Genomic DNA, 22171 nt, shown 5'->3' on the forward strand with positions numbered 1-22171 from the left:
CTGCGTCACTCTGGCCCCGGTTGCCGGAGATGCCGCATGACCCTTTCGCTCTTTCTCGTCTGCGCCTGGCTGGTGATCGCCAACGTGCTCGGCATGCTGCCGTCGCGCGACGATCACTGGACGCGGGCCTACGTGCTGATCGCGTTCGGCCTGCCGCTGCTCGGCTGGGTCTGGTGGCAGAACGGCCCCTGGCTGGCGCTGCTGGTGCTGGCGGCCGGGGCGAGCGTGCTGCGCTGGCCGGTGATCCACCTCTTCCGCTGGCTGCGCGCCCGCGCGGGATGAGCCGCGCGCAGGGCCTTTACCCGCGTCGCGGAACGCGGCAGAACGCTGCGCATGACTGATCCGCTTCCCCCCGTCCTTCCGCCCGTGCGGGGCCGCCTGACCGAAGGCCGCCCGCTGTCCGAACTCACCTGGCTGCGCGTCGGCGGCCCGGCCGAACTGCTGTTCCAGCCGGCCGACCTGCAGGACCTGCAGGACTTCCTCGCGGCGCTGCCCGCCGGGGTGCCGGTCTTCCCGATGGGGGTCGGCTCGAACCTCATCGTGCGCGATGGCGGGATGCGCGGCGTGGTGATCCGGCTCGGGCGCGGCTTCAACGGCATCGAGGTCGAAGGAACGCGCGTCACGGCGGGGGCGGCGGCGCTCGATGCGCATGTGGCGAAGCGCGCGGCGCAGGCCGGGGTGGATCTGACCTTCCTGCGCACCATCCCGGGCTCGATCGGCGGGGCGGTGCGGATGAACGCGGGCTGCTACGGCACCTATGTCGCCGACCACCTCGTCGAGATTCGCGCGGTCACCCGCGACGGCGCGCTGGTGACGCTGCCCGCCGCGGCGCTGAACCTGCAATACCGCCAGTCCGAGCTTCCCGAGGGCGCGGTGGTGATCGAGGCGGTGTTCGAGGGACCGCAAGGCGAGCCGGAGGCGCTCGAGGCGCGGATGGAGGCGCAGCTGAAGAAGCGCGACGAGACCCAGCCCACCAAGGACCGCACCGCGGGCTCGACTTTCCGCAACCCGGCGGGGTTCAGCTCGACCGGGCGCGAGGACGACACGCATGAGCTGAAGGCTTGGAAGGTGATCGACGAGGCCGGGATGCGCGGCGCGACGCGGGGCGGGGCGCAGATGAGCCCCATGCATTCCAACTTCCTTGTGAACACCGGCGAGGCAACCGCGGCGGATCTCGAGGGTCTCGGCGAGGAAGTTCGAAAAAGGGTTTTCCAACACAGTGGTTTGCAGCTACAGTGGGAAATCATGCGGGTCGGCGATCCGCTTGAAAACTGAGGACGTTACGCGTCCCAATCATAAAAACGTACCCAAGGGCAGGGTACGGTGAACGAGGCGGCAGTTTTCCCCGAAGCGACTCAGGGTCTCATGCCGTGTGAATTGTTCCGCGCGCCGAATTGAGCGGCCCGCGGAAGGCTGACCGGGGTCAACCCCGGCGGCGGACATGACGGGGCAAAGCCCCGCACAACGAGGCGGTTTTGGGGATGTCGAGCAGGGCAGCTCCCAAAGTGGCGGTATTGATGGGCGGACCCTCGGCAGAGCGCGAGGTGTCGCTGAGTTCCGGTCGGGAATGTGCCGCCGCTTTGCGGAATGAGGGATTTGAGGTGATCGAACTGGACGCGGGGCCCGATCTGGCCGCGCGGCTTGCGGACCTGTCTCCCGACGTCGTTTTCAACGCACTTCACGGCCGCTGGGGCGAGGATGGCTGCGTGCAGGGCCTGCTCGAGTGGTCGCGCATTCCCTACACCCATTCCGGCGTGCTGGCCTCGGCGCTGGCCATGGACAAGGAACGCTCCAAGCAGGTCTACCGCGACGCGGGCCTGCCGGTGGTGGACAGCGTGCTCGCCTCCAAGGCCGAGGTTTCCTCGCGCCACGTGCTGCCGCCGCCCTACGTGGTGAAGCCCTACAACGAGGGCAGCTCGGTCGGCGTCTATCTCGTGATGGACGGGGCCAACACGCCGCCGCAGCTCTCCGAGGCGATGCCCGAGACGGTGATGGTCGAGACCTACGCCCCGGGCCGCGAGATGACCACGACGGTGCTCGGCGACCGCGCGCTGACGGTGACCGACATCCTCACCGACGGCTGGTACGACTACGACGCCAAGTACAAGGCCGGCGGCTCGCGCCACGTGGTGCCTGCCGAGATCCCGCAGGAGATCTTCGACGCCTGCCTCGACTACGCGCTGCGCGCCCACAAGGCGCTCGGCTGCCGCGGGCTCAGCCGCACCGATTTCCGCTGGGACGAGAGCCGCGGCCTCGAGGGGCTGGTGCTGCTCGAGACCAACACCCAGCCGGGCATGACGCCCACCTCGCTTGCCCCCGAGCAGGCGCAGGCCTGCGGCATGTCCTTCGGCGCGCTCTGCCGCTGGATGGTGGAGGATGCCTCATGCGACAGGTAGGAGCCGCGCCCGCCCGCGTGCAGCAGCGTCCGGCAGGCCGCGCGCAGGCCTATCGCTCCGACCCCGCGCCGTCGCGGCTGAAATACCGGCTCGAGCGGCTCATGCTGACGCCGCTCTTCCGCTTCTCGCTGCGCTTCGGCCTGCCGTTCCTCGTCGGGATCGGCGGCGCCTCCTGGTACTTCTCCTACGACAGCAACCGCGAGTCCTTCCTCGGCGCGATCCAGTCGGTGCGCGACCAGATCGAGAGCCGGCCGGAATTCCGCGTCGATCTCATGGCGATCGACGGTGCCAGCGACGGCGTCGCGGCGGACGTGCGCGAGATCCTCTCGCTCGATTTCCCGCTCAGCTCCTTCGACCTCGATCTCGACGAGATGCGCGGCATCGTCACCGGGCTCGACGCGGTGAAATCCGCGACGCTCCGGATCAAGCAGGGCGGGGTGCTCGAGGTCTCGATCGTCGAGCGGGTGCCGGTGGTGCTCTGGCGCGGCGTGCGCGGGCTCGAGCTGCTGGACGAGGAAGGCGTGCTCGTCGGTCCGGCGGGCCGGCGCGCCTCGCATGCGGACCTGCCGGTGATCGCCGGGGCCGGGGCCGAGGCCCGGGTGCCCGAGGCGCTGGAACTCTTCACCGCCGCCACGCCGCTGGCCGGAAGGCTGCGCGGGCTCGAGCGGATCGGCAATCGCCGCTGGGATCTCGTCCTCGACGAGGGGCAGCGCATCCTGCTGCCCGAGGAGGACGCCGTCCAGGCGCTCGAACGGGCCATGGCGATGGATGGCGCCGTGGACATGCTTTCGCGTGACATCGCGGCGGTGGACCTGCGGCTGGCACAGCGCCCGACGCTGCGGCTGAACCACGACGCGGCACAGGAATACTGGCGGATCAAGGCCATCGAGACCGGGGAAAAACGATAATGTTCGAGCTATACGAGTCCCAGCGTGCGATGCGCAACATGCGCAAGGCGGCGATGCAGCGCGGTGTCGTGGCCGTGCTGGATGTCGGCAGCTCGAAGATCGCCTGCCTCGTGCTGCGCTTCGACGGCACCGAGCGCGGCGCCGACAGCGGCGTCGGCTCGCTGGCAGGGCAGGCAGGCTTCCGGGTGATCGGCGCGGCCACCACCCGCTCGCGCGGGGTGCGCTTCGGCGAGATCGCCGCGATGAGCGAGACCGAGCGCGCGATCCGCACCGCGGTGCAGGCGGCGCAGAAGATGGCCGGCATCCGGGTCGACCACGTGATCGCCTGCTTCTCGGGCGCCGAGCCGCGCAGCTACGGTCTCGACGGCAAGGTCGGCATCGAGGGCAGCACGGTCACCGAGCAGGACGTGGCGCGGGTGCTCTCGGCCTGCGACGTGCCCGAGGTGGGCCATGGCCGCGAGGTGCTGCACGCGCAGCCGGTGAACTTCGCGCTCGACCACCGCTCGGGCCTCAGCGATCCGCGCGGCCAGATCGGCCGCGAGCTGACTTGCGACATGCACATGCTGACGGTGAACGCGCAGGCGATCCAGAACCTCGCCCATTGCGTCAAGCGCTGCGACCTCGAGCTCGCGGGCATCGCAAGCTCGGCCTACGTGTCGGGCGTGGCGGCGCTGGTCGAGGACGAGCAGGAGCTGGGCGCGGCCTGCATCGACATGGGTGGCGGCGCGACGGGCGTGTCGATCTTCATGAAGAAGCACATGATCTACGGCGACGCGGTGCCGATGGGCGGTGACCACGTCACCGGCGACATCTCGATGGGGCTGCAGATCCCCATGGCCATGGCCGAGCGGATCAAGACCTTCTACGGCGGCGTACACGCCACCGGCATGGACGACCGCGAGATGATCGAGATCTCGGGCGACACCGGCGACTGGCACCACGACCGGCGGCAGGTGAGCCGTGCCGAGCTGATCGGCATCATGCGCCCGAGGGTCGAGGAGATCCTCGAGGAGGTGCGCGCCTGCCTCGACGCGGCGGGCTTCGAGCACCTGCCGAGCCAGCAGATCGTGCTGACCGGCGCCGCGAGCCAGATCCCCGGCCTCGACGGGCTGGCGAGCCGCATCCTCGGCAGCCAGGTGCGCCTGGGCCGCCCGATGCGCGTGCACGGGCTGCCGCAGGCGGCGACGGGCCCGGGCTTTGCCTCGGCGGTCGGCATGTGCCTCTTCGCGGCGCATCCGCAGGACGAATGGTGGGACTTCGAGATCCCGATCGAGCGCTATTCCTCGCGGTCGATCATGAAGGCGGTCAAGTGGTTCCGCGACAACTGGTAAGCACTTCGCCCGGCAGCGGATTTGTCCCCGTTCACGAAGAGTTCGGGGTGACGGCCGCCGGGTGACTTGCTAGCGTGAAAGGAAACCCGCGCGGCAGACGCGGGCAGGGGCGTCGAGCAGGCTTCCCGAAAAGAGACAGATCAGAGATTCGGTCGCGGCTTCTGCGGAGCGGAAGGCGCCCCAAGGTCATGTTGTGCCGACCATGGCAGCAGCCGCAAGACTTGGTGTAACTTGGCGAAATCTCGCGCGGATAGTCAATCCGAAAGCCATATTTCGTGGTAGATCTGTGTTTTTTACGTGACCCAGCGCTAGGATCTCGGTAATAATTGTAACCAAGGCGCAGGACAGGCGCGAAACAAGTCATAAACGACAGGCGGAACATCACATGGCACTCAATCTCTCGATGCCCGGTCAGGAAGAGCTGAAGCCCCGGATCACCGTATTCGGCGTCGGCGGGGCCGGTGGCAACGCAGTCAACAACATGATCACCAAGCAACTCGAAGGCGTGGACTTCGTGGTTGCCAACACCGACGCGCAGGCGCTGCAGCAGAGCCTCGCAACCGCCAAGGTCCAGCTTGGCGTGAAGGTGACCGAGGGCCTCGGCGCGGGCGCCCGTCCCTCGGTGGGTTCGGCAGCCGCCGAAGAGAGCATCGAGCAGATCGTCGACCACCTCGCGGGCGCACACATGTGCTTCATCACCGCGGGCATGGGCGGCGGCACCGGCACCGGCGCGGCCCCGATCATCGCGCAGGCCGCGCGTGAGCTCGGCGTGCTGACCGTCGGCGTGGTGACCAAGCCCTTCCAGTTCGAAGGCGCCAAGCGCATGCGCCAGGCGGAAGAGGGCGTCGAGAACCTGCAGAAGGTCGTCGACACGCTGATCATCATCCCGAACCAGAACCTGTTCCGTCTGGCCAACGAGAAGACCACCTTCACCGAGGCCTTCAGCCTCGCCGACGACGTGCTCTACCAGGGCGTGAAGGGCGTGACCGACCTGATGGTCCGTCCGGGCCTCATCAACCTCGACTTCGCCGACGTGCGCGCCGTCATGGACGAGATGGGCAAGGCGATGATGGGCACCGGCGAGGCGGACGGCGAAGACCGCGCCATCCAGGCCGCCGAGAAGGCCATCGCCAACCCGCTGCTCGACGAGATCAGCCTCAAGGGCGCCAAGGGCGTGCTCATCAACATCACCGGTGGCCACGACCTCACCCTGTTCGAACTCGACGAGGCGGCCAACCGCATCCGCGAGGAAGTGGACGCGGACGCCAACATCATCGTCGGCTCGACCCTCGACGACACGATGGAAGGCCGGATGCGCGTCTCCGTCGTCGCGACCGGCATCGACGCCTCGACCTCGCACCTCGAAATCCCGGTGCCGCGCCGCCCGCTGTCGCAGCCGCTGACCCAGCCCGCCGAGCAGGTGGCCGTCGCCGCCCCGGCGCCGCAGCAGCCGCTCGCCCCGCAGCCGGTGGCCGCGCAGGTCGCACCGCAGCACGCCCCCATGGCCGCGCAGCAGCACCACGCCCACCCGTCGCACCAGCCGCAGTACGAGGAAGAAGAACCCTCGCTCTTCGGCGAGATGGGCGGCCGCCAGCAGGGCTACGAGGACGAGATCGTCGAGACCGAGGATGGTCTGCCGCCGCCGGCCTACCGTCCGCAGCCGGCTCCCGCCGCGCTCGAGGCCGCGCCCGACTCCTTCGTCGCGCCGCGCGCCCCGGTCGCGGGCCAGCCCTCGGCCGAGACCATGAAGCGCCTGCAGGCCGCGGCCGCGCGCAACAACCGCCCGGGCCAGCCCGCGTCGGCCCCGCGCCAGCAACCGCCGGCGCAGCGCGCGCCCGAGCCCGAGAAGCCGCGCTTCGGGATCAACTCGCTGATCAACCGGATGACCGGCCACAACCATGCGCAGGAACCGGCGAAGCCCGCCGCCCCGGCAGCCCCGCAGGCGCAGCCCCAGGCGCGCCGCCAGCCGCCGATGCAGGGCCAGCGCCCGGCCCCGGCACCGGCCCCGGAAGAGGCTCCCGAGCAGGACCGGATCGAGATCCCGGCCTTCCTGCGCCGCCAGGCGAACTGACACATACCGCCCGCGCAAGCCTGCGCGGGTGCACATTCCCGGGTCACCGGGTCGAAACGCCCTCTTTCAGAAGAGGGCGTTTTCCTTTGTAAATCAGGAATTTAGGCAAGTGGTACAAGAAGGTGGCACGCATCCGCCCATTAGGAAACCCGCATGTTTCACTTCGTTGCAATACTTGATTTGAGAACTTCCCCCCCTGTGAGTATCTCCCTCTCAACAGGGATGCGCGCCAGTGGGGAGGGGCGCTCCAACCAAAGGTGACCAAAGTGCAAACGACGATCCGCAGTGCAGTGAGCTTCCAGGGCGTGGGCCTTCATTCCGGCGCGCCTGTCCGGATGACCATTCGCCCGGCAGCCGCCGAGCACGGCATCTGGTTCAAGCGCACGGACATCGAGATCGGCGACGCCCTCGTCCCGGCCCGTTACGACGCGGTCGAGATCTCGCCGCTCTGCACCCTCATCAAGAACCGCGCGGGCGTTTCCGTCTCGACCATCGAGCACGTGATGGCGGCCCTTGCCGGCTGCGGCATCCACAACGCCCTGATCGAGATCGACGGTCCCGAGGTCCCGATCGTCGACGGCTCCGCCGCGCCCTTCGTGCGCGAGATCCTCGCCCGCGGCGTGCGGGTGCTGCGCGCGCCGGTCCGCGCCATCGAGGTGCTGAAGACCGTCGAGGTGCAGACCCCCGGCGGCTGGGCCCGGCTCTCGCCGGGGCAGGGCACCACGATGGAGTTCCACATCGACTTCGCCGACGCGGCGATCGGCACCCAGGACAAGGCGATCAACCTCGCCAACGGCAGCTTCGTGCGCGAGCTCTGCGACAGCCGCACCTTCTGCCGCCAGGCCGATGTCGACGCGATGCAGGCCAACGGTCTCGCGCTCGGCGGCACCTACGAGAACGCCGTGGTTGTGGATGGCGACAAGGTGCTCTCGCCCGGCGGGCTGCGCCATGCCGACGAGGCCGTGCGCCACAAGATGCTCGACGCGCTGGGGGACCTCTACACCGCCGGCGCCCCGATTCTCGGCCACTACACCGGCTTCAAGGCCGGCCACGCGATCACCAACAAGCTGCTGCATGCGCTCTTCACGACGCCGGGTGCCTACCGGCTGACGCTGTGCGATGCGCAGATGGCCGCGCGCCTGCCCGGCGCCGGTGTCGAGCGCGACGAGATCCCCGCGGTTGCCTGACAGCGGTGCTGCGCTCAAATCGCCGTTAAGGCGTTTTGCCCCGGAAATTTCTGTGCTAGGACCGAGCCAAGGCCCCGTAGGGGGCTTGGCAAGGAATGTGAGGTAGGTCGGGCATGGCAGGCGGCAGATCGCGTAATGCAGTGATCGGGGCGGCTTTCTCCGCGATTCTCCTGGTCGGATGCTCGGCCCAGGAACAGCCCGGTACGGGTCCCGGCGGGGTCCCGATCGAGAACTTTACCGCCGAACAGATCTTCGAGCGCGGCGAGTTCGAGATGGAGCGCAGCGACGCCGAGCGCGCGGCCTATTACTTCGGTGAGGTCGAGCGGCTCTATCCCTATTCGGACTGGGCCAAGCGCGCGCTGATCATGCAGGCGTACAGCTACCACCGGGCGAAGGATTACGAGAATTCCCGCTCGGCCGCGCAGCGCTACATCGATTTCTATCCCAGCGACGAGGATGCGGCCTACGCGCAGTACCTGCTCGCGCTCTCCTACTACGACCAGATCGAGGAAGTCGGCCGCGACCAGGGGCTGACCTTCCAGGCGCTGCAGGCGCTGCGCACGGTGATCGAGCGCTACCCCGACAGCGAATACGCGCGCAGCTCGATCCTGAAGTTCGACCTCGCCTTCGACCACCTCGCGGCGAAGGAGATGGAGATCGGGCGCTACTATCTCAAGCGCGAGAACTACGGCGCCGCGATCAGCCGCTTCCGCGTCGTGGTCGAGGATTTCCAGACCACCACCCATACCGCCGAGGCGCTGCACCGGCTGGTCGAGGCCTACCTGTCGCTGGGCCTCGAGCAGGAGGCGCAGACCGCCGGCGCGATCCTCGGCTACAACTACCGCGGCACGCAATGGTACGAGGACAGCTACAAGCTGCTCACCGGCCGCGGCCTCGAGCTGGAGGCCGCCGGGGACAACTGGCTCGCACAGGTGTACCGCCAGATGATCAAGGGCCAGTGGATCTGAGGGAGAGCGGCTCGCCCGCCTGAATGGATGCTCCGAGCGCTTGAAATCCGAGATCTGCTGATCATCGACCGGCTGGACCTGAACTTCCAGCCGGGCCTCAACGTCCTCACCGGCGAGACCGGCGCGGGCAAGTCCATCCTTCTCGACAGCCTCGGCTTCGTGCTCGGCTGGCGCGGCCGCGCCGAGCTGGTGCGCACCGGCGCGGAGCAGGGCGAGGTCACCGCCGTGTTCGAGCTCTCGCCCGGCCATGCCGCGCGCGCGGTGCTGGACGAGGCCGGGCTGCCGGTCTCGGACGAGCTGATCCTGCGCCGGGTGAACAGCGCCGACGGCCGCAAGACCGCCTGGATCAACGACCGCCGCGCCAGCGGCGAGGTGCTGCGCCGCCTGTCCGAGACGCTGGTGGAACTGCACGGCCAGCACGACGACCGCGGGTTGCTGAACCCCTCCGGGCACCGCGACATCCTCGACGCCTATGCCGCGCTCGGGGCCGAGCTCGCCGCGACCCGCGCCGCCTGGGCCGAGCAGCGCGCCGCCCGCAAGCGCCTCGCCGAGGCCGAGACCGCGCTCGAGGCGGTCCGTGCCGAGGAGGACTTCCTGCGCCACGCCGTCGCCGAGCTCGACAAGCTTGCCCCCGAGGCGGGCGAGGAGGCCGAGCTCGACGCGCGCCGCCGCATGATGCAGGCCGCCGAGCGCATCCGCGAGGACATCGCCCGCGCCGGCAACGCGCTTGGCAACGACGGGGCCGAGGGCGCCATGTCGGATGCGCTGCGCTGGCTCGAGGGCGCCTCGGACGGCGCCGAGGGACGGCTCGACGCGGCGATCTCGGCGCTGACCCGCGCCATGGCCGAGCTCGACGAGGCCGCGCGCGAGGTCGAGGACACGCTCGAGGCGCTCGATTTCGATCCCCGCGCGCTCGAGGACACCGAGGAGCGGCTCTTTGCCATCCGCGGCCTCGCGCGCAAGCACAACGTCCTTCCCGACGAGCTGGCGCCGCTGCGCGAGACGCTCTCGGCCCGGCTCTCGGCGCTCGACCATTCCGCCGAGGAGCTCGAGGCGCTGGGGGCCGAGCTGCGCCGCACCGAAATGGCCTATGACGCCGCCGCCGCCGCGCTGACCGCGGCCCGGAGCGCCGCCGCGACGCGGCTCGACGGCGCCGTCGCGGGCGAGCTTGCGCCGCTCAAGATGGAGCGCGCCGTCTTCCGCACCGAGATCGCCGAGGCGCCCGAGGGCCCCGAGGGGCGCGACGCGGTGGCCTTCACCGTCGCCACCAACCCCGGCGCGCCGGCGGGCCCGCTCAACAAGATCGCCTCGGGCGGCGAGCTCTCGCGCTTCCTGCTGGCGCTGAAGGTGTGCCTGTCGGAAGAGCAGGGCGGCGAGGTCACGATGATCTTCGACGAGATCGACCGCGGCGTGGGCGGCGCGACCGCCGCCGCCGTCGGCCGCCGCCTCGCGGCGCTGGCCGAGGGCGGTCAGGTGCTGGTCGTCACCCACTCGCCGCAGGTGGCCGCGCTCGGCGCGCATCACTGGCGCGTGGCGAAGCGGGTGGAGAACGACATCACCCTGTCGTCGGTCACCCCGCTCGGCGCCGACGAGCGCGAGGACGAGATCGCGCGGATGCTCGCGGGCGACACGGTCACCCCCGAGGCGCGGGCGGCGGCGCGGGCGCTTCTGGTCGGCTGAGGCGCGGGCGGCGACGCCGGTATTTTGCGTATTTTCAAAGAGAAGAAGGGGAGGGCGCGGCGCGCTCCTCCCCCTCTTGCGCTTCTGCGTGCTTCTTCTCTTTCCAAATACGCACTGCACCGCGCCTGCCATGGGCGCCGCGCCGGGGTGGTGGGACGCAAATGAAAAAGGCCCGCCCGGAGCATCCCGGGCGGGCCTTTCGTTTCTCGGGCCCTGAGGGTCAGCCCAGCTCGGCGAGGCGCGCCAGCGCTTCCTTGAGCTTCGACTCCTCCTCCTCGCGGGCGGCGAGGTTGTCGCGGGTTTCCTGCACCACCTCTTCCGGCGCGCTTTCGGCGAACTTGGGGTTCTTCAGCCGGCCGCGCAGGCCTCCGAGCTCCTTGGCCAGCTTCTGCAGCGCCTTCTCGAGGCGGGATTTCTCCTCCTCGACGTCGATGATCCCCGCCAGCGGCAGGCCGAAGGTGCCGCCGCTCAGCGCCAGCGCCGCGGTGCCCTTGGGCATCTCGGTGACCTCGGTCAGGTCCTCGATCCGGGCGTAGCGCTTAACGAAGGCCTCGTTGGTGGCATAGGCGGCGCGCGCCTCGGGGGTCATCTCCTTCACCACGCAGGGCACGTAGGCGCCGGCGGGCACGTGCATCTGCGCGCGGGCCGAGCGAATCGCCTCGATCATGCGGATCACCCAGTTGAGCTCGGCGTCGGCCGCGGGGTCGACCATCTCGGCGGCCGTATACTCGGGCCAGTCCGCGTGGATCAGCATCTTCGGCCGCGCGCGCTGGCCCCAGAGCTCCTCGGTGACGAAGGGCATGATCGGGTGCAGCAGGATGAGGCACTGGTCGAAGGCCCAGGCGTAGGTGGCGCGGGTCTCGGCCTTGGCGGCCTCGTCCTCGCCGTGGAACACCGGCTTGGTGAACTCGAGGTACCAGTCGCAGAAGGTGCCCCAGACGAAGGCATAGAGCGCCTGCGCCGCGTCGTTGAACCGGTAGTCGGCCAGCGCCGCGTCCACCGCCTCGCGGGTCTTGGCGACCTCGCCCTTGATCCAGCGGTTGAGCGGCAGGGTGGTCCCGGGCACCGCATCCGCATGCGCCAGCTCGAACACGCCGTTCATCTGCGCGTAGGAGGCGGCGTTCCAGAGCTTGGTACCGAAGTTGCGGTAGCCGGCGATGCGCTGCATGTCGAGCTTCAGCACGCCGCCGAGCGAGGCCATGGCGGCGTTGGTGAAGCGCAGTGCGTCGGCGCCGTACTCGTCGATGATCTCGAGCGGGTCGACGACGTTGCCGAGCGACTTCGACATCTTCTTGCCCTTGGAGTCGCGCACCAGCCCGTGCAGGTAGACATCCCTGAACGGGATCTCGTCCACCACGGCGAGCTGCATCATCATCATCCGGGCGACCCAGAAGAAGAGGATGTCCTGCCCGGTGACCAGCACCGAGGTCGGGAAGTATTTCTGCAGCTCCGGCGTCTGCTCGGGCCAGCCGAGCGTGCCGATCGGCCAGAGACCCGACGAGAACCAGGTGTCGAGCACGTCGGGGTCGCGGAACACCGGGATCGCCTGCGCGCGGTGGCGCTGGTCGACGCCGGTGAAGTCCGTGCCCTGCGACAAGAGGTCGGCAAGGTGGTCCTCGGCGGCGGCGGCATCCTCGACGATCAGGAACTCGGCATCCTCGCCGAAGACCGCCTTCATCTGCTCGATCGCCTCAGCCTCGGAGGCGGCGCAGAACGAGCGCCACTCGTCGCCCATGCCCGGGGTGTGCCAGACCGGGATCTGGTGGCCCCACCAGAGCTGGCGCGAGATGCACCAGGGCTCGATGTTCTCGAGCCAGTGGTAATAGGTCTTCTCGCCGCTCTCGGGCATGATCCGCACGCGGCCCGAGCGCACGGCGTCGAGCGCCGGGCCGACGATCTGCGCGGTGTCGACGAACCACTGGTCGGTCAGCATCGGCTCGATCACCACCTTCGAGCGGTCGCCGAAGGGCTGCATGATGGGCTTGGCTTCGACCAGCGGTACCCACTGCGCGGGCTCGTCCAGCGCCTCGCCGCCTTCCTCGGGCGCGAGCGGCGCCTTGGCCGCGGGCTTGCCGAGGCGCGGATCGGTCGCCTCGGTCATCACCGCGAGGCCCTCGGCGGTGATCTCGGCGATCACGGCTTCCCGCGCCTCGAACCGGTCGAGGCCGCGCAGGTGGTCGGGGACGAGGTTCAGCTTGTCGGCCTCGTGCTCGTCGAGCTTGAGCTCGCCGCGCGCGACCTTCTGGGCGATCGCGGCCGCCTCGGCATGGGGCAGGCCGTCGTCGCGCATGCGGGCGCGGGTGTCCATCAGGCGGTAGCAGGGGATGTTGCCGCGCTTCGCCACGCCATAGTCGTTGAAGTCATGCGCGCCGGTGATCTTCACCGCGCCCGAGCCGAAGGTCGGATCGGGGTATTCATCGACGATGATCGGGATCAGGCGGCGGTGCTCCTTCGGACCCACGGGGATCTCGCAGAGCTTGCCGACGATCGGGGCGTAGCGCTCGTCCGAGGGGTGCACCGCGACCGCGCCGTCGCCGAGCATGGTCTCGGGGCGGGTGGTGGCGATGGATATGTAATCGCGCTCCTCGGTGAAGAGCACGTTGCCGTCCGCGTCCTTCTCGACGTAGGTGTAGGTCTCGCCGCCGGCCAGCGGGTACTTGAAGTGCCACATGTGGCCCGGCACCTCGATGTTCTCGACCTCGAGGTCGGAGATCGCGGTCTCGAAATGCGGGTCCCAGTTCACCAGCCGCTTGCCGCGGTAGATGAGGCCCTTCTCGTGCATGTCGACAAAGACCTTGATCACCGCGTCGTGGAAGTTGCCTTCCTCACCGGCCGGGGCGCCCTCGGCGCCGGACATGGTGAAGGCGTTGCGCGACCAGTCGCAGGAGGCGCCGAGGCGCTTCAGCTGGTTGATGATCGTGCCGCCTGACTGCTGCTTCCATTCCCAGACCTTCTCGAGGAAGGCCTCGCGGCCCATCTCGCGGCGGGTGGCGTTGTTCTTGTCCTTGGCCAGTTCGCGCTCGACGACCATCTGCGTGGCGATGCCCGCGTGGTCCTGGCCCGGCTGCCAGAGCGTGTCGAAGCCGCGCATCCGGTGCCAGCGCACGAGGATGTCCTGCAGCGTGTTGTTAAACGCGTGGCCCATGTGCAGCGAGCCGGTCACGTTGGGCGGCGGGATCATGATGCAGAAGCTCTCGTCGCGCGAGGCGTTGGCCCCGGCCTTGAAGGCTCCGCTGTCTTCCCACGCCGCGTAGATGCGCGCCTCGGCCTCGGCCGCGTTGAAGGTCTTTTCCATCGCCATGGCTGCGTTCCCATGCCTGCTTGTGCTGTTGTCCGGACCCTCCTACCGAAAGGCTCGGCAAAGGGAAAGCACCCCGTGCTCGGCGGGCACGAGGTTCCGGTGCGGGCGGCTTTCGGGGCGGCGTCCGGCGGGGCGCGGGTCCGGCGTCGGGGGGCCGGTCAGGCGCCTGCGCGGGCGACCTCGGGGATGCGCCAGTCGTTGCCGCGGCGGCGCAGCCCATCGGGCAGGGCGGCCTCGGCGCCGCCGCCGAGGAAGGCCTCGAGCAGGGGATGCAGCAGGCCGCGCTGCTTGAGCGCGGCGGCGACATTGTGCTCGCGCGTCTCGACCATGAAGCGGCGGATGTTCGGCGCGTTCGGGAACAGCCCGGCGTGGCCGCGTTCCTCGGCAAAGTCGGGGAAGACCAGCTCGTAGCGGCATCCGGGTGCGAAGCAGTTCATCAGCGAGGGCTGGCGCCATGTCTCGATGGCATCGGTGTAGAGCGTCCAGCGGTCGTCGAAGCGCGCGATCTCCGGGTGCACCGAGTATTGCGGCGCCAGCGCGATGCAGAGCTCGGCCCCCAGCGGGCGCGACATCTGCACGGCGAGGAAGCCGCCCATGCTGAGCCCGAGCGTGGTGACCCTGCGGCCCTGCCGCCAAGGCGCGGTGATCTCGGCGAGGCGCTGCGGGTCGATCGCGTTGCCCCAGCTGCGGGTCTTGTCGAAGACGAAGAGCTGCGGCCCCCAGCCCCCCTGGGCGAGCTTGCGGAATTCCTCGGTCTGCTGGTCGATGCCGCCGAGACCGTGGCCGACGCCGACGAAGGTCACGAGGCACTGCTCTCCCTCGCCGTCGATGCCCGTGACCTTGAGGTGCTCGTCCTCGTGGATCACCGGGATGGCCGGATGATCGAGGATCGAGCCCGAGTCCGGCACCGCGTCGGGGTCTTCGGCCATCGCCGGACGCGGCGCCCGGTCGGCCCGCGCGTCCTGCTGCAACGCGTCGAACCACGCGCGGTCCTCCTCGTAGCCGAGCTGGAAGAGGATGTCGTGCAGGATCGGGAAGCGGGTGAACTGGTCGATGATCCGGTCGCGATGCTCGGGCGTCGCCCATTTGCGCTGCCGGGTCGTGTCGACCGCCCGCACCCCGTTGAGCGCGCGCTGCAGCCGCTCCGGGATCTCCGCCTTGTGGAAATCGCTGAACCGGCCCGAGAACTTCAGCCCGAAGTTCTCGGCGAGCAGGCGCTGCACCTCTTCGGGATCGCGCACCAGATCCTCGTATTTCAGGAAGAAGATGCCCTGCGGGAAGAGCCGGGACTCGGCGACATGCATGCTGGCCTGGTGGACGGGCAGGAAGCCGGGCGCGGTGAAGGTGGGCACGCGCCCCTCGGGAACGAAGTAGCACAGGTCCGCGGCGACGAAGTAATCGTCCGGAACCGAGCGGTGGCGGCTGGTCAGGATGTCGCGCGGGTCGCGGAGCATGCAGATCAGGTCGATGCGCTTGCGCAGGTGGTTGGCCTGAAACACCTTGGGAATGTCGAAGATGTCAAAGGGCCGCTTGGTGCACATGTTCCCCGGCAGGTGCATGACGCTCGCGGCGGGCAGCTCGGAGTCGAACATCCGGAAGTCCTGCAGCGTGTTGCGCAGCATGTTGTAGAAGAGGGTGCTGCCCGAGCGCCCCTGTCCTGCGATGACGATGTGCCTGTCCATCTGGGTTCCCGACCTCTTCGCGTCTGCAATGCTAGATTGGAAGCGCTGGTTAAAGGTTCGTTAACCCTGGCGGTCAAGCGCATTCGCGCGCGGCCCGATGCCCCTGGATCCTCTCGCCGGACATGAAAAAACGGCGGTGCCAGGGAGGAGGAGAGGCACCGCCGTTCCGTGTCACGAAAGCCCGAGGAGGAGGAGAAGGGGCTTCCGATCCGGCCGGACCCGCGTCGGGTCCTATGTAGGGTGCGGCGGTCTCAGGGAGGAGGAGAGAGACCGCCGCGGATCGTTGCCCCAGGGAGGAGGAGAGGGGCTCCGAAACTCTGGGGCGACCTTCGGCAGGCGGCCCCGGTAACTGGTGCGGCGGTCTCAGGGAGGAGGAGAGAGACCGCCGCGGATCGTTGCCCCAGGGAGGAGGAGAGGGGCTCCGAAACTTCGGGACGACCTTCGGCAGGCGGCCCCGGTATCTGGTGCGGCGGTCTCAGGGAGGAGGAGAGAGACCGCCGCGGATCGTTGCCCCAGGGAGGAGGAGAGGGGCTCCGAAACTTTGGGGCGACCTTTGGCAGGAAGCCCCGGTATCTGGTGCGGCGATCTCAGGGAGGAGGAGAGAGATCGCCGCTGGATCGATGCCCCAGGGAGGAGGAGAGGGGCCGTCGATGTCTGGACCCGCGGGTCCTTTGTTTTGTGGCGGCGACCTCAGGGAGGAGGAGAGAGGTCACCGCCGTAACGAACCGGCTCAGGGAGGAGGAGAGAGCCGGGACGTGTTCGAAATCTTACGCCTCGTAGGCGGCTTGGTAGGCGATCCGGCGGATCATCGAGCGGTGCAGCCCGAGGTCGCTCAGTTCGCGGTTGCTCAGCGAGGCCAGCTCGCTGAAGGTCTGCTTGTACAGGCGGCGGCGAGCGAGGGCGTTGCGGAGGCGCTCGACGATACCTTCGGAGCGGCCTGCGATGCGGGTGGTGTCGGTTGCGTATGCCATGTGCGTCTGTGCCCGTGTGGCTGGATGGTTGCGTCTGTCTTTCGTTGACCCATAGATGGGCCAGTTGCTGCGGTTGCACAATCCCGGGTCCGTTCAATGCCGCTATGCGCGAAATGCATGGGACAAAGCGCTTTGGATTGCGCATTTCCGCGGGACGATGCACAGGATCTGGGCGGAAGTGGCATGTGGTTTGCGCTCAGCGCAAGATGACGCAAGGGCAACATGCGCCCAGGGAAAGGAAGTGACCATGACCCAATTGTCGGACGCTATCACCAGGCTTCTCGAGAGCTTTGATCTGCCCGGTGGCGGCACCCTCGTCTCGCGCGACATGATTCGAGCGCTGTCGGTCGAGAACGGTGCGGTGCGCTTCGTGATCGAGGCGCCGAGCCCCGAGATCGCCCGGCAGATGGAGGGATTCCGCGCCGTGGTCGAGGCGCGCATCGCCGAGCTGCCGGGGGTGAGCTCGGTCTCGGCCGTGCTCTCCGCCCCGACCCAGGCGCCGAAGGCCCCCTCGCTGAAGATCGGCGGCCACGCGCAGCCGCAGCAGGGGCGGATGATCCCGCCGGGGGTGAAGAAGCTCATTGCCATCGGCTCGGGCAAGGGCGGGGTCGGCAAGTCGACGGTCTCGTCGAACCTCGCCGTTGCGCTGGCGCGCGCGGGTCTCAAGGTGGGCCTCCTCGACGCCGACATCCACGGCCCGTCGCAGCCGCGCATGTTCGGGATCTCGAAACGCCCTGCCAGCCCCGACGGCAAGACCATCATCCCGCTTCAGGCACATGGCGTCACGCTCATGTCGATCGGCTTCATGCTGCCCGAGGACAAGGCGGTGGTCTGGCGCGGCCCGATGCTGATGGGCGCGCTGCAGCAGATGCTGATGCAGGTGGAATGGGGCGAGCTCGACGTGCTGCTCATCGACCTGCCGCCGGGCACCGGCGACGTGCAGCTCTCGCTCGGCCAGAAATCCGAGCTCGACGGCGCGATCGTCGTCTCGACCCCGCAGGACGTGGCGCTGATCGACGCCAAGAAGGCGCTCGACGCCTTCGCCACGCTGCACGTGCCGGTGCTGGGGATGATCGAGAACATGTCGGTCTTCGTCTGCCCGGGCTGCGGGCTCGAGAGCCACATCTTCGGCCATGGCGGCGTCGCGGCCGAGGCGCAGAGGCTGAACCTTCCGGTGCTGGCGCAGCTGCCGATCGACCTCGACACCCGCCTCGCCGGTGACAGCGGCGCTCCCGTTGCCCTCGGTGACGGTGTCATGGCGCAGGCTTACGCGAAACTGGCCCGTGATCTGATCGACCGCGGCGCCGTCTGATCGCGGCGCCTTGGGCGGAATGGGGGAGGGCGCCGCCCTCCCTTCTTCTCTTTCCAAATACGCCGGGGGAGTCCGCGTCAGCGGACGGGGGCGGAGCCCCCATTTGCATGCCACGCGCCCGTGGCTCGCTGGGGCGGAGCCCCCGCTCTTCCGCGGTCTCAGCCCGCCTTGCGCATCTGCAGCATGAGGTCGAGCACCAGCGCCGCCGGGTCGACGTTCACCGCGCGGGCGTGGCGGGCGCGCTCGCCCGCGTCCTGCGCCAGCTGCGCCCAGGCCCGGCCGGCGGCGGGGTGGGGCGCAAGGCGCATCAGCACCTCGGCCTCGCGCGGGGCGGCCTCGGCGCGGGGCGGCAGGCCGGTGACCCCGGCGCGGGCGAGGCGCGACATCAGCCGGTCGGTCAGCGTGAGCACGAGGTCGAGCCGCGCCTCCTGCCCGCGCCCGGCGGCGCTTTCGCCAAGCGCGATGGCGCGCGGCCGGTCGAGCCGGGGCAGGGTGCCCGCCAGCGAGACCAGCTCGGCATAGAGTTTCAACCCGTCGAGGTTCAGCAGCCGCAGCGCCTCGCCCACCGATCCCGCCGAGAGCTCGGCCAGCGCGGCGGCCTCGTCCGGCGCGACCTGCGCCCCGGCCTGGTCGAGCGCCCGCGCCATGTCCTCGGGCCCGAGCGGCGAGAGCCGCAGCTCGCGGCAGCGCGAGCGGATCGTCGGCAGCAGGCGCGAGGGCTGGTGGCTGACCAGCAGCAGCACGGTATTGACCGGCGGCTCCTCGAGCAGCTTGAGGATCGCGTTGGCCGCGTTGGGGTTCATCTCGTCGGCGCTGTCGACGATCACCACCCGGCGCCCGCCATCGGCCGCGGAGAGCGAGAAGAAGCGCTTCAGCGCCCGCACTTCCTCGACGGTGATGACACTGCGCAGTTTCTTGGTCTTGTCGTCCCAGCTCCGGCGCAGCAGGTGCAGCCGCGGCTCGGAGAGCGCGTGGACGCGGTGCGCAATCGGGTGCTCTGGATCGATCCGCAGGTCGGTCGGCGGCGGCGGCGCGCCGAAGAGCCCGCCGTCATCCTCGGGCGTCGCCAGCAGGAAACGGGCGATGGTCCAGGCCAGCGTCGCCTTGCCGAGCCCGCGCGGCCCGGTGATCAGCCAGCCGTGGTGCAGCCGGCCCGAGGTGAAGGCGGTGAGGAAATCCTCCTGCGCGCGGTCCTGCCCGTAAAGGGTGAAGGTCTCGCGCGGGTGCGGCGCGCCCTCGATGCGGTCGGCCTCGGGGATCTCCTCGTCGGCGCTCATGCCGGGCACCGCTCGTCGAGCCGGGCGCGGATGTCGGCGGCGACCTCGTCCTGCGGACGGTTGCCGTCGATCACCACGAAGCGCTCGGGGAACTCCTCGGCCAGCGCGAGGTAGCCCGCGCGCATCCGTTCCTGCAGCGCGAGGCCGAAATCCTCGAAACGCTCCTCCTCGGTGGCGCGGGCCTTGGCGCGGGCGAGCCCCGCCGCCGGATCCATGTCGATGAGGAAGGTGAGGTCGGGCTCGGTGCCGATCATCAGCTCGTGCAGCGCGTCCACCTTGGCGCGCAGGTCACCCCGCGAGAGGCCCTGGTACATGCGGCTGCTGTCGGCGAAGCGGTCGCAGATCACCATCTTGCCCGCCGCGAGGGCGGGGCGGATCAGCCGCTCGAGGTGGTCGCGCCGCGCGGCGGTGAAGAGCAGCAGCTCGGTCTCGGCGGACCAGCGGTCGGGGTCACCCTGCAGCACCAGCGCGCGGATCTCCTCGGCGCCCGGCGAGCCGCCGGGCTCGCGGGTGAGCACCGCCTGCCGACCCTCCGCGAGAAGGTCGGCATGCAGCCGCCGGGCCTGCGTGGACTTGCCCGAGCCGTCGATGCCCTCGAAGCTGACGAAGAGGCCCTGCGCCGCTGGCTGGCTCACATGGCCTCCGTCGAGGCGGCCGGGGCCTGCAGGCGACCGATCAGGTTCGAGCTGACGACCATCATGCGCTTGACGAAGCCGCTCGAGTGCACGTCCTCGGCCGCGAAGAGCGGCACGCGGTGCTCGGGCAGGCCCTCGGGGGTGATGATCAGCTCGGCGATCTGCTGGCCGGCGGTGATCGGGGCCTTGAGCGGGCCGGTGTAGACCACCTCGGCGCCAAGCTCGGTGCCCGGGGTCACCGGGATCAGCAGGTCAACGTCCTCGCGGGCGACGAGCCCGACGCTTTCCTGATCGCCGAGGAAGACATCGGCGCGGGCCACTTCCTTGCCCTTCTCGATCAGCTTGCGCTCGGCGAACTGCCGGAAGGCCCAGTTGACGATGGACTCGCTCTCCTCGGCGCGGGCGCGGTCGCTGTCGAGCCCGGCGATGGCGAAGATCACCCGGCGGTCGCCCTGCTTGGCCGAGCCGACGAGCCCGTAGCCGGCCTCGGCGGTGTGGCCGGTCTTCAGCCCGTCGGCGCCGATGTCGAGGCGCAGCAGCGGGTTGCGGTTGTGCACGTTCTGCGGCGCGCGGCCGTCGAACTCGAAGCGGCGCTCCGAGAAGATCGGGTAGAACTCGGGGAAGTCCTCGATGATGTGCCGCGCCAGCAGCGTCAGGTCGCGCATCGACATGACATGGCCCGGCGCCGGCCAGCCCGAGGCGTTGGCGAAGCTCGAGCTGGTCATGCCGAGCTGCTGCGCCCGGCGGGTCATCAGGTCGGCAAAGCCCGCCTCGGTGCCGTTGGGCGAGAGCGCCTCGGCGATCACCGCGCAGGCGTCGTTGCCCGAGAGCACGATGATGCCGCGCAGCAGGTCCTCGACCTTCACCCGGTCGGTGGTGTCGAGGAACATGGTCGAGCCGCCGTAGGACATGGCGTGCTCGGAGACCGGCAGGGTCTCGTCGAGCTTGAGCCGGCCGTCACGGACCGCCTCGAAGGCCATGTAGAGCGTCATCAGCTTCGACATGGAGGCCGGCGGCACGGCCTTGTCGGCATCCTTGGCCAGCAGCACCGTTCCGGTGGTGTAGTCCAGCACGAAGGCCGTGCGGGCGCTGGTGTCGAAGGCCTGCGCCGCGCTGGCGAGCAGCGCCGCGGTGGCCGCGCCGGCCAGCAGGCGGCGCAGGGACAGGCTCGAAAGGTTGCTCTTCGGGCGGCGCATGGGCGGCTCCTCTCTAATGGATCCGGATAGGCTCCGGTCAGTTCTTCACGGCATAGGCGTCGGTGAAGCCGGCGCCCTTGATCTTGGTGAGCAGCGCGTCGAGCTCGGCCTTGTCGGCGGCCGGACCCACCAGCACGCGCCAGAAGGTCTTGCCCGAGCTGCTCTGTTTCTTGACGGTCGGCACCATGCCGGCCTGACGCATCGCGGTGGCGGTGTTCTCGGCGTTCTGCTCGACGCTGAAGATGCCGATCTGCACGTAGGGGCGCGACAGCGACGAGGTCTGCGTCGGCGCGGGGGCAGGGGCCGCGGGTTTCGGTGCGGCGGCGGCAGGGGCAGCGGCTGGGGTCGCGGGCGCGGCCTCGATCGCCGCGGCGGCCCCGGCGGTCACCGGATCGAGCGTGCTTTCCTCGACCGCGGGCGCATCCGAGAGCGTCGCCGCCTCGACCCCGGCGGGGCCGGTGTTCGCCTCGGGCTTGGCCGGGCCCTCCTCGCGGCGCAGGGCGACCACGTTGAGGTTCACCGGCTCGCCGGCCAGCATGCCGATGGCGGCGGCGGCGTCGGAGGAGACCTGCAGGCGCGGGCCGGGGCTCATGCGCTCGCGGCGGAACAGCGCGCCGATGACGAACTGGCCGGTCTTCTCGTTGCGGATGATGACGCGCTCGGGCTCGGTGACGTCGGGATGGGCGACCCAGACGCCGCCCAGCGAGGGGCGGCCGTCCCAGAGACCGGCCTCGGTGGTCTGGAAGACCTCGGGCGCCTCGATGTCGCGCTCGACCGTCGCGGCCCCGCGCGAGGCCTGCGTTCCGCTGCTGCCCTTGCTCTTCATGAAGCCCGGCATCTGCGCCTCGCTGCAGGCGCCAAGCGCGAGCGCGCCCAGCATCGCCACGATTGCGCCACGTGCGGCCCTGGGCCGCGGTCCCTTCGCTCTGGTCATGTATGCCCCCTGTATTCCCGCCTGCCGGTGGCGTCTGTCGCGCCTTGCCGGATGTCCCTTCTGCCGGTGTCCGAAATCCGTGCCGTTGCCGTGCCGGGTGTCTGGTCCGCTGCCGTGGCGGGCCCGCCGGGCCGGCCTCGATCTGCCAGCCCCGGCCAGCCGGGGCGGATCGCGCGGATCGGCCAGCTGCGCTGGCGTCGCTGCGGTCGCGGACCGGAACGTCCCGGTTTTTCGCGGATCGTAACGGGTGGCGCAGATCAAGAAAAGCCATCAAAGCCGTGATCGGCGGATTTTCCCTGAAATGCCTGTTCTAGAATCGCGG

General features: G+C 69.6%; 17 protein-coding genes. 10 read left to right on the forward strand and 7 right to left on the reverse strand.

What is annotated here, in order from left to right:
* Positions 1-36 precede the first annotated feature (36 nt).
* The 9 genes from PVT71_RS10020 to recN all read left to right on the forward strand — a co-directional run bounded on the left by PVT71_RS10020 (position 37) and on the right by recN (position 10541).
* Positions 37-282, forward strand: a complete 246-nt coding sequence (locus tag PVT71_RS10020; RefSeq protein ID WP_353471642.1) for a DUF2484 family protein — start codon at positions 37-39, stop codon at positions 280-282.
* Positions 283-333: 51 nt separating this feature from the next.
* Complete coding sequence (gene murB / locus PVT71_RS10025) at positions 334-1275, forward strand: UDP-N-acetylmuramate dehydrogenase (RefSeq protein WP_353471643.1); 942 nt, start codon at positions 334-336, stop codon at positions 1273-1275.
* 206 nt (positions 1276-1481) lie between these two features.
* On the forward strand, positions 1482-2396 hold the full coding sequence (locus PVT71_RS10030) for a D-alanine--D-alanine ligase (RefSeq protein ID WP_353471644.1): 915 nt from the start codon (positions 1482-1484) through the stop codon (positions 2394-2396).
* Positions 2384-3304: a cell division protein FtsQ/DivIB gene (locus tag PVT71_RS10035; protein ID WP_353471645.1), complete on the forward strand. Its 921-nt coding sequence runs from the start codon at positions 2384-2386 to the stop codon at positions 3302-3304. The genes PVT71_RS10030 and PVT71_RS10035 overlap by 13 nt, the downstream gene beginning before the upstream one ends.
* Positions 3304-4635 (forward strand): cell division protein FtsA, encoded by a 1332-nt coding sequence (gene ftsA, locus PVT71_RS10040; RefSeq protein WP_353471646.1) that lies wholly within the window; start codon positions 3304-3306, stop codon positions 4633-4635. Before PVT71_RS10035 ends, ftsA begins: the two co-directional genes overlap by 1 nt.
* A 385-nt stretch (positions 4636-5020) precedes the next feature.
* Entirely contained in the window at positions 5021-6706 is a 1686-nt protein-coding gene (ftsZ, locus tag PVT71_RS10045) for a cell division protein FtsZ (protein WP_353471647.1), read from the forward strand.
* A 266-nt stretch (positions 6707-6972) separates the two neighbouring features.
* Positions 6973-7893, forward strand: a complete 921-nt coding sequence (gene lpxC, locus PVT71_RS10050) for a UDP-3-O-acyl-N-acetylglucosamine deacetylase (RefSeq protein WP_353471648.1) — start codon at positions 6973-6975, stop codon at positions 7891-7893.
* Positions 7894-8006: 113 nt separating this feature from the next.
* Positions 8007-8861 carry an outer membrane protein assembly factor BamD gene (locus PVT71_RS10055; protein ID WP_353471649.1) on the forward strand — a complete coding sequence of 285 codons (855 nt, stop codon included), beginning with the start codon at positions 8007-8009 and terminating at the stop codon, positions 8859-8861.
* A gap of 27 nt (positions 8862-8888) precedes the next feature.
* Positions 8889-10541 carry a DNA repair protein RecN gene (recN, locus tag PVT71_RS10060; protein ID WP_353471650.1) on the forward strand — a complete coding sequence of 551 codons (1653 nt, stop codon included), beginning with the start codon at positions 8889-8891 and terminating at the stop codon, positions 10539-10541.
* Between the two features lie 220 nt (positions 10542-10761).
* Here recN and PVT71_RS10065 read toward each other — a convergent pair whose 3' ends face one another.
* The 3 genes from PVT71_RS10065 to PVT71_RS10075 form a co-directional block, all read right to left on the reverse strand.
* A complete protein-coding gene (locus PVT71_RS10065; protein WP_353471651.1) occupies positions 10762-13842 on the reverse strand; it encodes a valine--tRNA ligase in 3081 nt (1026 codons plus the stop codon).
* Between the two features lie 158 nt (positions 13843-14000).
* Complete coding sequence (locus PVT71_RS10070; RefSeq protein WP_353471652.1) at positions 14001-15524, reverse strand: sulfotransferase domain-containing protein; 1524 nt, start codon at positions 15522-15524, stop codon at positions 14001-14003.
* Positions 15525-16291: 767 nt separating this feature from the next.
* Positions 16292-16495, reverse strand: a complete 204-nt coding sequence (locus PVT71_RS10075) for a DUF1127 domain-containing protein (RefSeq protein WP_224844648.1) — start codon at positions 16493-16495, stop codon at positions 16292-16294.
* A 247-nt stretch (positions 16496-16742) separates the two neighbouring features.
* Between PVT71_RS10075 and PVT71_RS10080 the strand changes: the two genes are divergently transcribed.
* Positions 16743-17807, forward strand: a complete 1065-nt coding sequence (locus PVT71_RS10080; protein WP_353471653.1) for an Mrp/NBP35 family ATP-binding protein — start codon at positions 16743-16745, stop codon at positions 17805-17807.
* Positions 17808-17965: 158 nt separating this feature from the next.
* Here PVT71_RS10080 and PVT71_RS10085 read toward each other — a convergent pair whose 3' ends face one another.
* The 4 genes from PVT71_RS10085 to PVT71_RS10100 are packed head-to-tail and all read right to left on the reverse strand — an operon-like array spanning position 17966 to position 21849.
* The gene (locus tag PVT71_RS10085) at positions 17966-19084 is read right to left on the reverse strand and encodes a DNA polymerase III subunit delta' (RefSeq protein WP_353471654.1); all 1119 of its coding nucleotides are present in this window, start codon (positions 19082-19084) and stop codon (positions 17966-17968) included.
* Entirely contained in the window at positions 19081-19719 is a 639-nt protein-coding gene (gene tmk, locus PVT71_RS10090; protein WP_353471655.1) for a dTMP kinase, read from the reverse strand. Before tmk ends, PVT71_RS10085 begins: the two co-directional genes overlap by 4 nt.
* Complete coding sequence (locus tag PVT71_RS10095) at positions 19716-20915, reverse strand: D-alanyl-D-alanine carboxypeptidase family protein (protein ID WP_353471656.1); 1200 nt, start codon at positions 20913-20915, stop codon at positions 19716-19718. Before PVT71_RS10095 ends, tmk begins: the two co-directional genes overlap by 4 nt.
* A 37-nt stretch (positions 20916-20952) precedes the next feature.
* A complete protein-coding gene (locus tag PVT71_RS10100) occupies positions 20953-21849 on the reverse strand; it encodes an SPOR domain-containing protein (RefSeq protein WP_353471657.1) in 897 nt (298 codons plus the stop codon).
* Positions 21850-22171 lie beyond the last annotated feature (322 nt).

This window comes from Salipiger sp. H15, assembly GCF_040409955.1.
In the GTDB taxonomy this organism is placed as follows: Bacteria; Pseudomonadota; Alphaproteobacteria; order Rhodobacterales; family Rhodobacteraceae; genus Salipiger.

Excerpts from the sequence above, each read along its gene's own strand:
- PVT71_RS10085 (WP_353471654.1), bottom strand. The coding sequence starts at position 19,084 with ATGAGCGCCGACGAGGAGATCCCCGAGGCCGACCGCATCGAGGGCGCG.
- PVT71_RS10095 (WP_353471656.1), bottom strand. The coding sequence starts at position 20,915 with ATGCGCCGCCCGAAGAGCAACCTTTCGAGCCTGTCCCTGCGCCGCCTG.
- recN (WP_353471650.1), top strand. The coding sequence starts at position 8,889 with ATGCTCCGAGCGCTTGAAATCCGAGATCTGCTGATCATCGACCGGCTG.
- PVT71_RS10020 (WP_353471642.1), top strand. The coding sequence starts at position 37 with ATGACCCTTTCGCTCTTTCTCGTCTGCGCCTGGCTGGTGATCGCCAAC.
- PVT71_RS10065 (WP_353471651.1), bottom strand. The coding sequence starts at position 13,842 with ATGGCGATGGAAAAGACCTTCAACGCGGCCGAGGCCGAGGCGCGCATC.
- PVT71_RS10055 (WP_353471649.1), top strand. The coding sequence starts at position 8,007 with ATGGCAGGCGGCAGATCGCGTAATGCAGTGATCGGGGCGGCTTTCTCC.
- PVT71_RS10035 (WP_353471645.1), top strand. The coding sequence starts at position 2,384 with ATGCGACAGGTAGGAGCCGCGCCCGCCCGCGTGCAGCAGCGTCCGGCA.
- PVT71_RS10075 (WP_224844648.1), bottom strand. The coding sequence starts at position 16,495 with ATGGCATACGCAACCGACACCACCCGCATCGCAGGCCGCTCCGAAGGT.
- PVT71_RS10030 (WP_353471644.1), top strand. The coding sequence starts at position 1,482 with ATGTCGAGCAGGGCAGCTCCCAAAGTGGCGGTATTGATGGGCGGACCC.
- PVT71_RS10100 (WP_353471657.1), bottom strand. The coding sequence starts at position 21,849 with ATGACCAGAGCGAAGGGACCGCGGCCCAGGGCCGCACGTGGCGCAATC.
- ftsZ (WP_353471647.1), top strand. The coding sequence starts at position 5,021 with ATGGCACTCAATCTCTCGATGCCCGGTCAGGAAGAGCTGAAGCCCCGG.
- PVT71_RS10080 (WP_353471653.1), top strand. The coding sequence starts at position 16,743 with ATGACCCAATTGTCGGACGCTATCACCAGGCTTCTCGAGAGCTTTGAT.
- PVT71_RS10070 (WP_353471652.1), bottom strand. The coding sequence starts at position 15,524 with ATGGACAGGCACATCGTCATCGCAGGACAGGGGCGCTCGGGCAGCACC.
- ftsA (WP_353471646.1), top strand. The coding sequence starts at position 3,304 with ATGTTCGAGCTATACGAGTCCCAGCGTGCGATGCGCAACATGCGCAAG.
- murB (WP_353471643.1), top strand. The coding sequence starts at position 334 with ATGACTGATCCGCTTCCCCCCGTCCTTCCGCCCGTGCGGGGCCGCCTG.